The organism is Virgibacillus sp. 7505 (genome assembly GCF_002272135.1).
Lineage (GTDB): Bacteria > Bacillota > Bacilli > Bacillales > Amphibacillaceae > Terribacillus.
In genome coordinates this window covers 18,121-32,308 of record NZ_NPBF01000032.1, presented here as the reverse complement: position 1 = coordinate 32,308, position 14,188 = coordinate 18,121, and the positions used below count along the sequence as shown (strand labels likewise).

Here is a 14,188-nt window from a genome sequence, read left to right as displayed (position 1 = left end):
GAATTTATTGTCTTTTACACTATAGGATTTAAACTTCACTTTTATGACCACGTAGATTTATACTTCATAAATTATGTAACTATTTATATATACTAACCACACAATCTACTGAAGATAATTATTGTTCCTTATTATTTATCTTCTTCATACTGAAAAATTTTGAACGTACAAATAATGCAATGGCGCAAGTCCCATAAAGATACACAGCCATCATTACGAGGGGTTCAATTAAATAAGGTAAATCTTCCTGTGGAATCACGAAGAAGATAGCGGTTATGAAACAGATAGTACTGGCTAATCCTATTAAAGTGCTGTATAAAAGCAATGAAAAGCGTACTGCTTTATTTAAATCTTTCTTATTTAAAGGCATAATTTGAAAGCTCCTGATCTAAAGGGATCCTTTTCTGCAGACTTAGTAGATTACAACAGTCTGTCATTCGATGTACCGAACCATACAGAGGAAATTTAACATTACTATAAGGATGGTAACAAATAGTGGACGCTGTTATAAACAGGAAAAAGTTACTAAAGATTGAAAAGTCTAAATTATGTAAGCGACTTTCAATATCCACATTATCTATTCCCTTAACCATGCGCAGGAAAAAATATGTAAATAATTCTCACAAAACACTTCATGAAATTTTATTTTAGTAATATAATCTAAATATGAATTAAAATTTTAAATGTGAAAGCAGGTGATCCTGACAGTGAAGGGCGGTTTAACACTGCTTCGAGAAAGCTTACCTTCGATCAAGCCCTCTGAAAAGAATGCAGCCAACTACATACTTGCTCATCCATCTGAAGTGGTAAAGCTTTCAGTGCAGGAACTGGCAGGGAAAAGCGGGTCCAGTGAGGCGGCCGTTATCCGTCTTTGTAAATCAATCGGTGTGACAGGATACCGGGAACTGAAGCTGAAGATTGCGGGAGATTTGCAAAATGAAAGCGGTAACAAAAATGTGTTTGGTGAGATCAAGCCGAATGATTCTGTTGCACACTTAATTGAGGCGATTGCCGAGAAGCATACACAATCGATTAGCCAGACGATGCAGGTAAATGAAGCAGCAGCAATCGAGCAAGCAGTATCTATGATTTCCAGAGCAAGGAAAATTGATTTTTATGGAGTTGGAGCTTCCTATCTTGTCGCACAGGATGGTGAGCAGAAATTTGGCCGGATTGGCAAATGGTGCACGGCTTACAGTGATGCACATCAGCAGTTGGCTTCAGCAGCAAATCTGACGTATGGAGATGTTGCTTTTGCAATCAGTTACTCCGGAGAAACAGAACAGCTGCTACCTGTCTTAAAACAGGCGAAGGAAGCAGGAGCTACGACAATTGTAATGACAAAGTTAGGTCCTAACCGTCTGCAGGAGCTGGCTGACCTTCAGCTGTTCACAGTGGCAAAAGAAGCCCGCATCCGCAGTGCGGCTACTAGCTCTCGGATCGTGCAAATGTACTTGATGGATATCATTTACACAGCAGTGGCGGGACAAGATTATGATCATACGATCGAGGCATTGGAAAAATCACGGCAGGCAATTCAGCAAGCATTCCAAACAGAGCAAAAGTGAGGGGAAACAATGCTAGATAAACTGACGACAGAAAAGCGCAACGAAAGTACGATGAAGCTGGATCAGCTTTCCACTAAGGAAGTACTGCAGCTGATGAATAAGGAAGATAGAACAGTACCGGACGCGGTCGAGGCAGCGCTGCCGGAAATTGAAGCAGCAGTGAAACAAGTGATCTCTACATTTCAGGCTGGCGGCAGGCTCATTTACACTGGTGCAGGTACAAGCGGCAGGCTTGGTATTTTGGATGCAGTAGAGTGTCCGCCGACTTTCAGTACACCCGATGACATGGTGCAAGGTCTGCTGGCAGGAGGAATGTCCGCTTTTCGAAAGGCAAAAGAGGGAGCGGAGGATAATCCAGAGCTTGGTGCAAGAGAGCTGGAGGAGATTGGATTAACAGCAAAAGATACCGTAATAGGGATTGCTGCAAGCGGCAGAACACCGTATGTGATCGGGGCGCTGGATTATGCTGCCGCCGTAGGTGCAGCAACCGTCAGCATTGCTTGTAATAAAAATGCAGCTATTTCTAAACATGCGAAAATCAGCATTGAGGTAGAAACAGGGCCGGAAATACTGACAGGCTCGACAAGACTGAAGGCTGGAACAGCGCAAAAGCTGGTGCTCAATATGATTTCCACTGCCAGTATGGTAGGTGTCGGAAAAGTATATAAAAATTTGATGGTCGATGTGAAGCCGACGAATGACAAACTGCAGGAGCGTGCCAAACGTATCATCATGGAAGCAACTGGTGCGAACTATGATGCAGCTGAGAAGATTTTTGATCTAGCAGACGGTCAGGTGAAGACAGCGATTGTCATGCTGCTGCTTGATGTAACAAAAGAGGAGGCAGAGTCGAAGCTTCTTAATGCAGAGGGATTTGTCCGTTCAGCGATAAAAGCGTAAAGGGGAGAATCAGAATGGCGAAGATGAAGCAATTGGCAGAAGACATTCTCCGCGAAGTTGGCGGAGAGCAGAACGTCGTTTCATTGACACATTGTATGACACGAGTGCGTTTACGGGTTAAGAATGATAACAAGGTGAATTTTGATGCTCTGAAACGAATTGACGGCGTCATGGGCGTAGTGGCAGATGATACGATTCAAATCGTAGTCGGACCAGGTACTGTAAACAAAGTCTCTGATGAAATCAGCCGAATCACCGGTCTCGGTGTCGGGGAAGAAGCTGCGGAAATTGACAATCTAACTTTCGAGGAAAAGGCCCAACTCAAACGGGAGAACATGAAGGAAAAGAATAAAACGCCGATCAAATTCCTATTAAAGCGTATCGGTAATATATTCATTCCGCTTATCCCTGGGTTGATTGCTTCCGGTATCATCAATGGAGGCGTCAGCTTCGCTGTCAATGCTGGTGCGGATCCTACGCTTAGTATCATCCAGATCCTGCAGCTGATTGGCGGCAGTTTGTTCAGTTTCCTAGCGATACTAGTCGGTTGGAATACAGCGAAGGAATTCGGCGGATCTCCGGTACTAGGTGCCATTGCCGGTATGATTTTGTTCAACCCAGCGCTGGCGAATATTACCTTATTCGGTGAAGCGCTCGTTCCGGGCCGAGGCGGATTATTCGGCGTCATCTTTGCAGCTTGGCTGATGAGTTTCATTGAGAAACGTGTAAGAAAATTCATGCCTAATAGTATTGATATTATTTTTACCCCTATCTTAACTGTTCTGTTTGTCGGCGTTGCATCTTTGCTAGTCATTATGCCGGTTGCCGGTGTGCTGTCAGATGGCATTACTACCGGAATCAACGCTATCCTTGATGTTGGTGGTGTCGTAGCAGGTGCCTTGCTGGCTGGATTCTTCCTCCCGCTCGTCATGGTTGGTTTGCATCATGGATTGACACCGATTCATATGGAGCTGATCCAGACGTTCACCTTTACAGCATTGCTTCCAGTATTGGCGATGGCTGGCGGTGGACAGGTCGGAGCTTCTATTGCTGTCTTCGTCAAAACGCGCAATAAACGTCTGCGGAATATTATCAAAGGTGCCTTGCCAGCCGGATTCCTTGGTATCGGTGAACCGCTATTGTACGGGGTAACCTTGCCGCTCGGACGTCCGTTCTTAACAGCTTGTCTTGGTGCCGCTGTCGGTGGAGCTACGCAGGCATTGTTTGCGACAGGGGCGACTTCAATCGGTGTTTCCGGACTTTCTTTAACGCCGCTCATCGCAGAAGGAAAGTACCTGCAGTATTTGATTGGTATATTTGTCGCTTATATTGCCGGTTTCGTGTTTACGTACTTCTTCGGGTTTAAGGAAGACATGGCAAAGGATATATAACTATAAAAGGGCGTCTTTAGGACGCCTTTTTTGTACATAGGAGGGATAAGGGTGTTAGGGATATCTGTGTATTTGCAGGAACGGATAGAGGAAGAAAAAATCAGGCGATTTCATGCAGCTGGCTTCCGGAGTTTGTTTACATCGCTTCACATCCCGGAGGAAGATGCCTCCGCTTATCGAACAAAACTGCAGCTTCTTGGTTCCATTGCTTCTGCCCTGGATATGGAGTTGATTGCGGATATTTCAACGGCTTCGATGGAAAAGCTCGATTTGGACTGGGATACTGCAGAAACGGTATTGGATTGGGGACTGACAGGTTTACGGATAGATTACGGGATTGAGGATGATGTTATTGTCCGCTTATCTCAAAAGATGAAGGTCGCTTTGAATGCTAGTACACTTACAAAAGGCCAGCTAGAGCGACTTATTCAACTGGGGCTGCGTACTACCCACACAGAAGTTTGGCATAATTTTTATCCTCGGCCGGAAACAGGGCTTGCACTCGGTGATTTTCTGACGAAGAATCAGCTGTTTCAATCATATGGCTTGAAGGTGCAAGCATTCGTACCAGGCGACCGTAATCTTCGAGGACCGCTTCATTTAGGATTGCCAACATTGGAACAGCATCGTATGTATGGAACGTATGCAGCCTTCACCGAACTGAAAGTGTACAATGTGGACAAAATCCTGATTGGAGATCCAGATGTGACAGATGGGGCTTTGATGCAGCTGAAGGATGCATCAACTACGATTACACTTCGTGCGCAACCTTATGGGGAATTAACGGAAGCGCATCATTTACTGGAAAAAGGGACACATAATCGTCCGGATCGGGCTCGGGATGTAATCCGATCAGAGGAGTCCCGGATGAGCGGGATGTTCGAGGATGCAGATGTGCCACCTTTCAACTGTATCGAACGAAACGAAGGCAGCATAACCATCGATAACGATCTGTATATGCGTTACAAAGGTGAAATCCAAATCACTAGGAGAAGCTTGCCGCAAGACGATAAAGTCAATGTGATCGGACAGGTTGTATCAGAGGATGTGCCGCTTTTGAATTATATTGAAGGCAGCAGGCATTTTAAGATCATATGGGTATAAAAAAAGTAGGCGAGGAAAATCCTCAGCCTACTTTTACTTCTTCAGAACCGCCATTGTTCAAGTACTCTTTATTCAAATTGAATTTGCCTTCCCATTTGGAAACGACGATAACAGCAAGACTGTTACCCACAACGTTTACCACAGTACGTCCCATATCAAGGATACGGTCGATACCAGCGATGAAAGCAAGTCCTTCGACTGGCAATCCTACAGAGCTCAATGTTGCAAGCAATACGACAAAGCTTGTCCCAGGTACCGCTGCGATACCTTTGGATGTAACGATCAGCAATGCCATGATTCCGAGCTGCTCCCAGATAGTCAAATCGATACCATACATCTGTGCGATGAATAGAGACGCAAGTGCCTGGTACATGGTTGATCCATCCAAGTTGAATGTGTAACCAGTCGGCAGTACGAAGGAAACAATGGATTTTGGTGCACCCATGCGTTCCATTTTATACATGACACGAGGCAATACTGTTTCACCACTGGAAGTGGAGAATGCAAGCAATAGCTCATCTTTCAATACTTTCAGCATCTTGAACAAGTTGATGCCTACAATCTTAGCAATGATAGTGAAAATGACAAGGATGAAGAATGCCATCGCACCATATGTTACAAGTGCAAGTTTACCTAATGGAACTAAAGACGAAATACCAAATTTCGAAACGGTAACACCGATAAGTCCGAATACACCGATTGGCGCTAATTTCATAACAAGGTTCGTTACCCAGAACATGGTCTGACTGACGCCTTCGAAGAAGTTCAGTACAGGCTGTCCTTTTTGACCGATGGCTGCTACACCAAGGCCGAATAGAGCGGAGAAGAATACGATAGCGAGCATATCGCCCTCACCGATTGCTTGGAAGACGTTCGTCGGGATGATTTCAAGAATCGTATCCACGATAGTTCGATCTTCTTGTGTCTCGGCAGTCTCTTCATACTGAGAAATGCTTGTTGTTTCTAGCTCGGAACGGTTGATACCTTCGCCGGGCTGGAAGACATTCGCAAAAGTAAGGCCGATTGCTAATGCAATGATTGTAACGATTTCGAAGTAGACGAGTGTTTTAAATCCAAGTCTACCAACCGATTTACCATCACCAGTACCTGCAACACCAACAATGATAGAGGCGATAACGATTGGTATAACAATCATCTTGATCGCGCGTAAGAATAAATCGCCAAGAGGCTGTAGAATACTAACGGCAGTTTCATTGCCGTAGAAGATTGAACCAACAATAACACCTAGCACTAAACCAATTAAAATCTGGTAGGCTAGTCCAATTTTAAAACGCTTCATGTTGTACCCCCACGTTGTAAGATTAATAAATCCATAAGTGTAATAATAGCATAGCTTACTAGAATCATGTCAACTTTCCTGACAAGGAAAGGAAGGACACAGATGTGCCCTCCCCTGGCGAATCAGAATAAATTGATTAATTCGTTGACCATTAATGCACCGAATAACAAAATACTGATCCCCAATACGCCATTTGTGATCCAGCCATTCCTGTAATCTGGTTCAACGCGCTTCGAGTTGAGCAGCCATATGAGTGTAATTGCCAGGAACGGCATGAGCAATGCTCCCAGTGCTCCTTGAATCAATACAAGTCCGACCGGTTCGCCGAAGAATAACAACAGCATTGGCGGAAATGTAAGCCAAACAAGATAAAAACGATAAGCAGGATCTTTTTCGGAGACAGGTTTGTCTTCTGACTGCCCTTTTTTTCGAATGGTACGGATGAAATCCGCAAACAAGTATGGAACGCCATTCCATACACCGATTAACGAGGAGAATGCAGCTGACCATGCACCGATCATAAACATCCAGGAAACAACCCCGTTGAATTCCTCTCCAAGCATGCCGGACAGTGTGATTAAGCCTTCTTCTCCATTAATCTGGATATTGGAGCTGTGCAAGAACTCTGCCCCGATGACCATCAAGGAAAGTGTGAAGATGGCAGTTACGATGTAGGCGACGCTGTTGTCGACGCGCATCATAGAAACCCAAGCTTTTCCTTGCCACTTCTTCTCCTGCAGCCAGTAGCCATAGGAAGCCATCGTAATCGTTCCTCCGACGCCGCCTATCAGACCCATGACAAGCAAGAAGCTTCCAGCATCCATTTTCGGTATGACAATACCTTGAACGATATTCCCGATATCAGGAAGCAAGATAACTGCAGTTCCTACTACTGTGACAAACATGATACCGATGAAGAAGAGCATCACTTTCTCGAACAGCATGTATTTACCTGTCCAGATCAAGGCAAATCCTGCGAGAAGATGGACGATGGCCCATGCCCAAAGCGGCATGATCGGAAACATCGAACGCATCATCAATGCACTCGTGGATCCTGCTGCGGCACCATAAAGGATGCCCCAGATAATTGCGTAGACACCGAAATAGCCGGTTGCCCATTTACCAAGGGAGTGCCAGCCTTGCAGGATGGTCTTGCCAGTTGCGAGATGCCATCTGCCGACCCCCTCGGTGAGGAAATATTTGATGATAGAACCTAAAATGATTGCCCAGCCGAGCATCATGCCGAAGCCTGATCCGGCTACAAGAGCTGCGATAAGATCGCCTGTTCCGACGCCCGTTGCTGCGGTGACGAAGCCAGGTCCGACATTGCGGAGCTTCTGGCCGAAGGTTTTCGGAGGAGTAGGACTGGCGGGCGCCAACGATTTGTTTTCGTTTTCCATACACGTACCCCCTTCGCTACTGTGATTGTAAACATAAAAGACAGGTGTTGGCAAGATAAATTTGTAAGGCAAAAAATCCTTGATGATTACAAAAGGAATGATAGAATAATGATTGAGTCAGAGAAACCTAGATATATCAACAATTTTGAGTCAACAAACAGGATGGAAAAAGAGATTTTGTGATTTTTATAGGTTAGTACTTGTCAGACAAAAAAGGAGAAGAAGTATACAACATGAAAAAGGAGAAGGTGGCGCATCGTATTGCGGCTGAAATATTGGAACAAATAGTGGAAGGAGATATCAAACCGGGACACAAACTGCCAACGGAGAAGAAGCTCTGTGAAAAATATGGCGTTAGCCGTGCTTCCATACGGGAAGCATTGAGCGAGTTGAAAGCACAAGGTGCCGTTACATCAAAGCAAGGCGGCGGCACGTACGTGGAACAAGCATTTCATGGTGAATTCTTCCACCAAGTGATGGTAGATGAATCGAATCTTGCCAGCTTCCGCTATCTTTTCGAAATGCGGAAGATTCTTGAGCCGGAAGCAGCCATGCTGGCAGCAGAACGACGTACGGAGAAAGAATTGGATGAAATGCGCTCTGCACTTGAACTAATGAAGCAAGTCGATGTTGACAGTGTTGGATCTACTAAAGGGAGAAATGCTGATTTTGCTTTCCACCTTGCTGTGATGAAAGCGACACATAACCCGGTCATGATTCAGACCTTTGCCAATCTGGACACTGTCTATAAGAAAGCATTGGCGTTGTCATTTGAAGAAAAACAAGATCTTTTACGAAATAAGCAAATCATTTACAAGGAACATGAGAATATCTATGAAGCTATCCAGGCAGGGGAAGCAGAGCTAGCTCGTCTGCAGTGCTTGATTCATCTGCGGAATGTCGAGAAGAAGCTAACCCCTGAAGACTAATAAGGGGCGATACAGATGTATGATATAGCTATTGTTGGAGGCGGTATCGTTGGTTTGGCCACTGCCTATGCGATATTGCAGGAAGCACCTGATAAGAGAATTGCTATCCTGGAAAAGGAGACAGAGCTGGCGATGCATCAAACCGGCCATAACAGTGGCGTGATCCATTCGGGCATCTATTACAAACCTGGCAGCTTCAAGGCTGCTTTTGCAAAGCAGGGAAGTGAGAGCCTGCTTGCCTTCTGTCAGGAAGCAGACATTGAAGTTGAGCAATGCGGTAAGGTAATCGTTGCGACCAAAGAAGCAGAGCTGGAACAATTGGATCAGCTGTATCGCCGAGGTCTGGCTAACGGACTTTCTATTGAGAAAATAGATAGTGATCAGTTACAGCAAATCGAACCTTACGCGAATGGCATTGCGGCTATTCGTGTCCCGCAGGCAGGTATTGTGGATTATAAGCAAGTTTGTCATGTGCTGGCAGAACGAATTCAGTCAAGGGGCGGTACGATCCTGCTTGGCAGTGAAGTGGTGCAGATTGAGGAAAAGCTGTACCAAGCAGTCGTACACACAAAAGCAGGTTCGCTTCAAGCAAGCTATGTCATCAACTGTGCAGGTCTGCACAGTGACCGAATCGCGAAAGCGGCTGGTTACATGACTGACACGAAAATCGTTCCGTTCCGCGGAGAATATTATGAGCTTAAACCGCAAGCTAGGCACTATGTCAAACACTTGATTTATCCTGTGCCCGATCCGGCATTCCCATTTCTAGGTGTCCATTTTACCCGGATGATCGGCGGTGGAGTAGAAGCAGGGCCGAATGCAGTGCTCGGTTTTAAACGGGAGGCATACCGAAAGACAGATATCTCCTTTGCAGATGTGGCTGATACACTGCGCTTTCCGGGGTTTTGGAAGCTTGCCGGAAAGTATTACCGGCAGGGAGCGGCGGAGTACTTCCGATCCTTCTTTAAAAGTCAGTTCGTGAAAAGTCTTCAGGAGCTTATTCCTGCTATCGAAGCAGATGATCTGGAAGCTGCCCCGGCTGGTGTTCGTGCACAGGCGTTGCAGCATGATGGAGGGTTGGTGGATGATTTTCAGCTGGTCCGCGGAAAGCGTACACTGCATGTATGCAATGCGCCGTCCCCAGCAGCGACAGCTTCGCTGGAAATAGGTAAATATATTTGGAAACAAGTGAAATAGAAAACCGAGCAGTCCAGGCTGCTCGGTTTATTCTGTTTCCACAGGTACTGCTGTCCAGACAAAGCGTTCTGGAGCATCGCCTACATAAGAAAACGGGTAGCATGTAGTTACAGTTAAAACTTCTTCTGGAGCAGTTGGAACGATAACAGTCAAATCATCTTTATCGACGATTTTCGTATTCTCAACTTTATAGGTGAAAGAGCCGTACGGCATTTCAACTACAAAGGTATCGCCTACTTTCACTTCCCCCATATTGCGAAAGACTGTATCGCGGTGGCCGGATAAGACAATTTGGTCATTTTGGAGCGGGTAGGCAGTTCCTTTATAATGGCCTACACCTTTGTCAAGGTCATCTGCATCTGTACCTTCAACGATCGGCAAATCTGCATCCAGCTTCGGTACATGCAGCACACCAACAACATCGCCCTGGCCTGGTTCGAAGCTGCTGGCTTCCTCTTCTGCTTGCTCAGGTGTCAGCTTCTCTGCTGCATGAGCTTCGTGAAGCATCGATTTCGCATCGGACAGGGAATCTTTCTGTGCCTTTGCGGTCGTATACCATTCAAATCCTCCATATCCTACCAACAAAAGCCCGGCAACGACTAGTATGACAGCGAATCGTTTCATATGTTCTCCTTTATGTACAAGCTTGTATATTATCTAAACTATATTATATATAAATATTTTCCAGCGCGGAAGCTGTTTCGTGTAAAGGTTTAGTAAAGTGAAGCAGAGGATGAGCTGCCTTTGTATGTGCTGTTATGATATAATCGAATCTTATTCAGAAAAAGGGAGGGGAGAAGATGAGTTTGAAAAAATGGGTCTATGGTATGCTGCCGCTGGCTTGCATCATCATCATCTTCCTATTTTCCGCCACCCCTTACCAGGAGCAGGACATCAAGCCGATGCTTGCTTCCCACATTGATTTAAGTCCGCTTGAACCATTCCTGTCCCCTATCAAATTCACCTATCATGGACAGGAAGTCAGTGTCCAGGCGGTAGGAGTATACTCTGTCGTGGAATTCTTCATAAGGAAAGCAGCTCATTTTGGTGTCTATTTCTGCCTTGCAATTCTTGCATTTACGGCGCTTTATAAGGGATTTGGTTTGAAATATCGCTTGTCACTGCGAATAGCATTGGTGATTTCGATCCTATATGCCTGCTTCGATGAATTTCATCAAAGCCTGACACCCGGCAGGACACCATATGTTGGAGATGTGGTCATCGATACAATCGGTGCATGTGTGGGACTGCTTGTGGTAATTATCAGCAGAAATCTGTATCAGATCTACTGGAAACGATCATAACTGCTACAAAATCCTCATTTATGGCAAAAATAGACATCCTTTTGCAAAAAATGTGGTATATTCACTATGATTCACACGATTCAGATTACGTACATAACGTATTGTATCGATTTATCAAACGAGGTGACATAGTGAAAGAGCAGGAAATATACAAGAGCATCCTAGTAAAGCTGATCTCCCAGACAGAAAACAAACAGATCAACAATATGGAAGACATGATGACAAAGCTAATTCAAGAACTACAATCATATCGAACAGTAAGCCAAAGTTAAAAGAGCAGTGTTCCGGAATCCGGCGCTGCTCTTTTTGTGTGCCCTTAACGGTAGAAGCTGCTTGTGAACGTGTACTTATCCGCACGATACGTGCTTGTTACATACTCGAAGGGCTGGCCATCGTCCAGATAGGACAAGCGATGGATGCGCAGGACGGCATCGCCGGGTGTTACTTTCAATAAGTCGGCCAAATACTCGTCCGCTAAATCAGCTTCAATTTCCTGTTCGGCGCGATGAAGTGTCAGCCCCATTTCCCTTTCTAAATAAGCGTAGAAGCTCTCCTCCAGCTTATTCTCTGTCAGATCCTTAGCCATTTCCAGAGGGGAAGTTATAGTTTCGACAGCAATCGGTTCCTGATCTGCCGATCGTAAACGTTTGATTCTGATCGCTGAGGAACCAATTTCTTTTTGCAACTTGTCTGCAGCCAGGCTGCTCAATTTTATTTCCTTCCATTCCAATATACTGCTCGAAGCAGTGAGTCCGCGGGCTTGCATATCTTCACTGAAACTTGTCAATTTTGATAAAGATTGATGATAAGGACGAACTTTCACGAAAAGACCTTTGTTTCGCCTTCTTTCCAGCAGTCCATCTTCTATCAAGGCTTGCATTGCATGCCTAACTGTCATTCGGCTTATACCTAAAGACTCGGTATAATGCCTTTCAGGCGGCAGCATCTCCCCAGGAAGCAAGCTGCCCGACTCGATGCGCTCACGGATCGCCTGCTCCAGCTGAAAATAAAGCGGAATGGGTGAATTTTTATCGATCATGTGGGTGCTCCTCTGTCGTTATATTTTGCTTAGTATACCATGCCAATTTTTAATTGTATACACATTGTCTATATGGTTAGACAATGTGTATACCTTGTGCTAAGCTATTGATACTATCAAGGAAAGAAGGAATCTTGCTATGGGTGACATCTTGCTTCGGAATGTCCGAATATGCCTGCCAGAAAAGCTGGTAACGGGTTATATCGGCATAACGAATGGGGAAATAGTAGAAATAGGAGAAGATAAGCCATCTCTGCAGTATGATCAGGAAGTTGATGGGAAATATCAATATGCACTGCCTGGCTTTATCGATGGGCATATTCATGGGGCTGCAGGAGCAGACACGATGGATGCGACACAGGAAAGTCTGCACAAGATGGCTACCTGGCTGCCGAATGAAGGAACAACTGCCTTCCTGGCTACTACCATCACCCAGGAAAAAGAGGCAATTGAGACTGCGCTGGAACAAGTGCGTTTGTATATACATCAAGCGGGAGAAGCTGAACTGATCGGTGTACATCTGGAAGGTCCGTTTGTCAATCCGGTAAAAGCAGGAGCACAGCCGCTTGCACACATTTGTAAGCCTGATACAGACCTCTTCCAGAAGTGGCAGAAGCTATCAGGGAATAAAATCAAGGTAGTGACGCTTGCGCCAGAGTACGACAAAGACTATAAGCTGACGCAGCTGCTTGCTTCGGAGCAGATCACAGTATCAGCAGGACATACGGATGCCTCTTTTGAGCAGATAAAGGAAGCAGCTGAACAGGGCATTACGCAGCTGACTCATTTGTGCAATCAGATGAATGGCATCCACCACCGTGATATAGGAGCTGTCGGTGCTGGTTTTTTACTGCCAGCGCTTATGTCCGAGCTGATAGCGGATGGTATTCACGTAGCCCCTGAAATGCTTCGATTGATTTACCAGAATGTTGGTTCTGACCGGTTGATTCTCATTACAGATTCCTTACGCGGAAAAGGGCTGGAAGACGGTACTTATGATCTTGGCGGGCAAGCTGTTACCGTGAAGGATGGTAAAGCTTTGCTTCCTGATGGGACTCTTGCCGGCAGTATGCTGCAAATGAAGGATGCTATACGGAATATGGCTGCATATGTAAATGTCTCTGTTGCTGATATTGCCAAGATGACGGCAGAGAATCCAGCCAAGCAGTATGGTATTTATGACAGAAAAGGTTCACTCGAAATAGGCAAGGACGCCGATATCGTTCTGCTGGATGACCAGCTGACATTGCAAGCAACCTATTGCAGGGGGAACTTGGCTTATCACAAGGAGGAAGAATCATGCTGACAATGGAAAAAGCAAAGGATTATAACGAGCTTAGCAGAATGGCTGCCGAGCGTATTGCTGAGAAGCTTTCTAAAAAACCTGATGCTGTGCTTGGGCTTGCAACCGGATCAACACCGGAAGGCATGTATGACGCACTTATCGAGATGTATAATCAAAAACGTATCTCTTTTGCAGAAGCTGAAACTTTCAATCTGGATGAATATGTAGGACTCCAGTCAAATGACGAGAATAGCTATGCACATTATATGAACCAGCATCTGTTCCGCCATATTGACCTGTCTCCAGAAAAAGCGCATCTCCCGGATGGTAGAGCAGATGATATGGATGCAGCGTGTCAGGCTTATGAGGAGCTGATTGAAAAAGCAGGCGGTATTGATTTACAGGTGATCGGCATTGGTTTGAATGGGCATATCGGTTTCAATGAACCACATACACCGTTTGAGCAGCGGACCCATGTGGTGGAGCTGGACAAGACGACCAGAAATGCGAACGCCCGCTTTTTCCCCAGCTTAGAAGCTGTTCCGACACATGCCATCACGATGGGTATCCAAAATATAATGGAAAGTAAAGAATTGCTGCTGCTTGTGGCAGGCGAACAAAAAGCTTCTGTATTGGAAAGGCTAGTATACGGTGATAAAACCGAAGCATTCCCTGCATCCATCATTAAAGAGCATCCCAATGTCACCATCATCGCGGATCAGGGTGCACTAAGCGGTTTGAAGGCAGCGGACTATCATACAGGAGATTGAT

At 45.4% G+C, this 14,188-nt stretch carries 14 protein-coding genes; 9 read left to right on the top strand and 5 right to left on the bottom strand.

The window, feature by feature from the left end; translation table 11 throughout:
- Window positions 1-118: 118 nt before the first annotated feature.
- Complete coding sequence (locus tag CHH91_RS14525) at window positions 119-370, bottom strand: hypothetical protein (RefSeq protein ID WP_095224170.1); 252 nt, start codon at window positions 368-370, stop codon at window positions 119-121.
- Between the two features lie 337 nt (window positions 371-707).
- Between CHH91_RS14525 and CHH91_RS14520 the strand changes: the two genes are divergently transcribed.
- The 4 genes from CHH91_RS14520 to CHH91_RS14505 are packed head-to-tail and all read left to right on the top strand — an operon-like array spanning window position 708 to window position 4,963.
- The gene (locus CHH91_RS14520) at window positions 708-1,568 is read left to right on the top strand and encodes a MurR/RpiR family transcriptional regulator (RefSeq protein ID WP_095224169.1); all 861 of its coding nucleotides are present in this window, start codon (window positions 708-710) and stop codon (window positions 1,566-1,568) included.
- 9 nt (window positions 1,569-1,577) lie between these two features.
- A complete protein-coding gene (gene murQ / locus CHH91_RS14515; protein WP_095224168.1) occupies window positions 1,578-2,468 on the top strand; it encodes an N-acetylmuramic acid 6-phosphate etherase in 891 nt (296 codons plus the stop codon).
- A gap of 14 nt (window positions 2,469-2,482) precedes the next feature.
- Entirely contained in the window at window positions 2,483-3,859 is a 1,377-nt protein-coding gene (locus tag CHH91_RS14510; RefSeq protein ID WP_095224167.1) for a PTS transporter subunit EIIC, read from the top strand.
- Between the two features lie 51 nt (window positions 3,860-3,910).
- Window positions 3,911-4,963: a DUF871 domain-containing protein gene (locus tag CHH91_RS14505; RefSeq protein ID WP_095224166.1), complete on the top strand. Its 1,053-nt coding sequence runs from the start codon at window positions 3,911-3,913 to the stop codon at window positions 4,961-4,963.
- A gap of 22 nt (window positions 4,964-4,985) precedes the next feature.
- On the opposite strand, the gene CHH91_RS14500 is transcribed toward CHH91_RS14505, so the two are convergent.
- Complete coding sequence (locus CHH91_RS14500; protein ID WP_095224165.1) at window positions 4,986-6,263, bottom strand: cation:dicarboxylate symporter family transporter; 1,278 nt, start codon at window positions 6,261-6,263, stop codon at window positions 4,986-4,988.
- Between the two features lie 122 nt (window positions 6,264-6,385).
- Window positions 6,386-7,663 carry an Nramp family divalent metal transporter gene (locus CHH91_RS14495; RefSeq protein WP_095224164.1) on the bottom strand — a complete coding sequence of 426 codons (1,278 nt, stop codon included), beginning with the start codon at window positions 7,661-7,663 and terminating at the stop codon, window positions 6,386-6,388.
- Between the two features lie 233 nt (window positions 7,664-7,896).
- On the opposite strand from CHH91_RS14495, the gene CHH91_RS14490 reads away from it, so the two are divergent.
- Together CHH91_RS14490 and lhgO are read left to right on the top strand one after the other, a co-directional pair.
- Window positions 7,897-8,592 (top strand): FadR/GntR family transcriptional regulator, encoded by a 696-nt coding sequence (locus CHH91_RS14490; protein ID WP_095224163.1) that lies wholly within the window; start codon window positions 7,897-7,899, stop codon window positions 8,590-8,592.
- A 15-nt stretch (window positions 8,593-8,607) separates the two neighbouring features.
- Window positions 8,608-9,789: an L-2-hydroxyglutarate oxidase gene (gene lhgO / locus CHH91_RS14485; RefSeq protein WP_095224162.1), complete on the top strand. Its 1,182-nt coding sequence runs from the start codon at window positions 8,608-8,610 to the stop codon at window positions 9,787-9,789.
- A gap of 27 nt (window positions 9,790-9,816) precedes the next feature.
- Here the strand turns inward: lhgO and CHH91_RS14480 are convergent, their stop codons facing one another.
- Window positions 9,817-10,413, bottom strand: coding sequence for a class D sortase (locus tag CHH91_RS14480; RefSeq protein ID WP_095224161.1), 597 nt, complete (start codon window positions 10,411-10,413; stop codon window positions 9,817-9,819).
- A 176-nt stretch (window positions 10,414-10,589) separates the two neighbouring features.
- On the opposite strand from CHH91_RS14480, the gene CHH91_RS14475 reads away from it, so the two are divergent.
- The gene (locus CHH91_RS14475) at window positions 10,590-11,093 is read left to right on the top strand and encodes a VanZ family protein (protein ID WP_286160795.1); all 504 of its coding nucleotides are present in this window, start codon (window positions 10,590-10,592) and stop codon (window positions 11,091-11,093) included.
- Between the two features lie 316 nt (window positions 11,094-11,409).
- On the opposite strand, the gene CHH91_RS14465 is transcribed toward CHH91_RS14475, so the two are convergent.
- Window positions 11,410-12,132 (bottom strand): GntR family transcriptional regulator, encoded by a 723-nt coding sequence (locus CHH91_RS14465; RefSeq protein WP_095224159.1) that lies wholly within the window; start codon window positions 12,130-12,132, stop codon window positions 11,410-11,412.
- A 139-nt stretch (window positions 12,133-12,271) separates the two neighbouring features.
- Here CHH91_RS14465 and nagA point away from each other — a divergent pair, with 139 nt between their 5' ends.
- On the top strand, window positions 12,272-13,438 hold the full coding sequence (nagA, locus tag CHH91_RS14460; RefSeq protein WP_095224158.1) for an N-acetylglucosamine-6-phosphate deacetylase: 1,167 nt from the start codon (window positions 12,272-12,274) through the stop codon (window positions 13,436-13,438).
- Complete coding sequence (gene nagB / locus CHH91_RS14455) at window positions 13,432-14,187, top strand: glucosamine-6-phosphate deaminase (RefSeq protein ID WP_095224157.1); 756 nt, start codon at window positions 13,432-13,434, stop codon at window positions 14,185-14,187. The genes nagA and nagB overlap by 7 nt, the downstream gene beginning before the upstream one ends.
- The last annotated feature ends 1 nt before the right edge of the window (window position 14,188 follow it).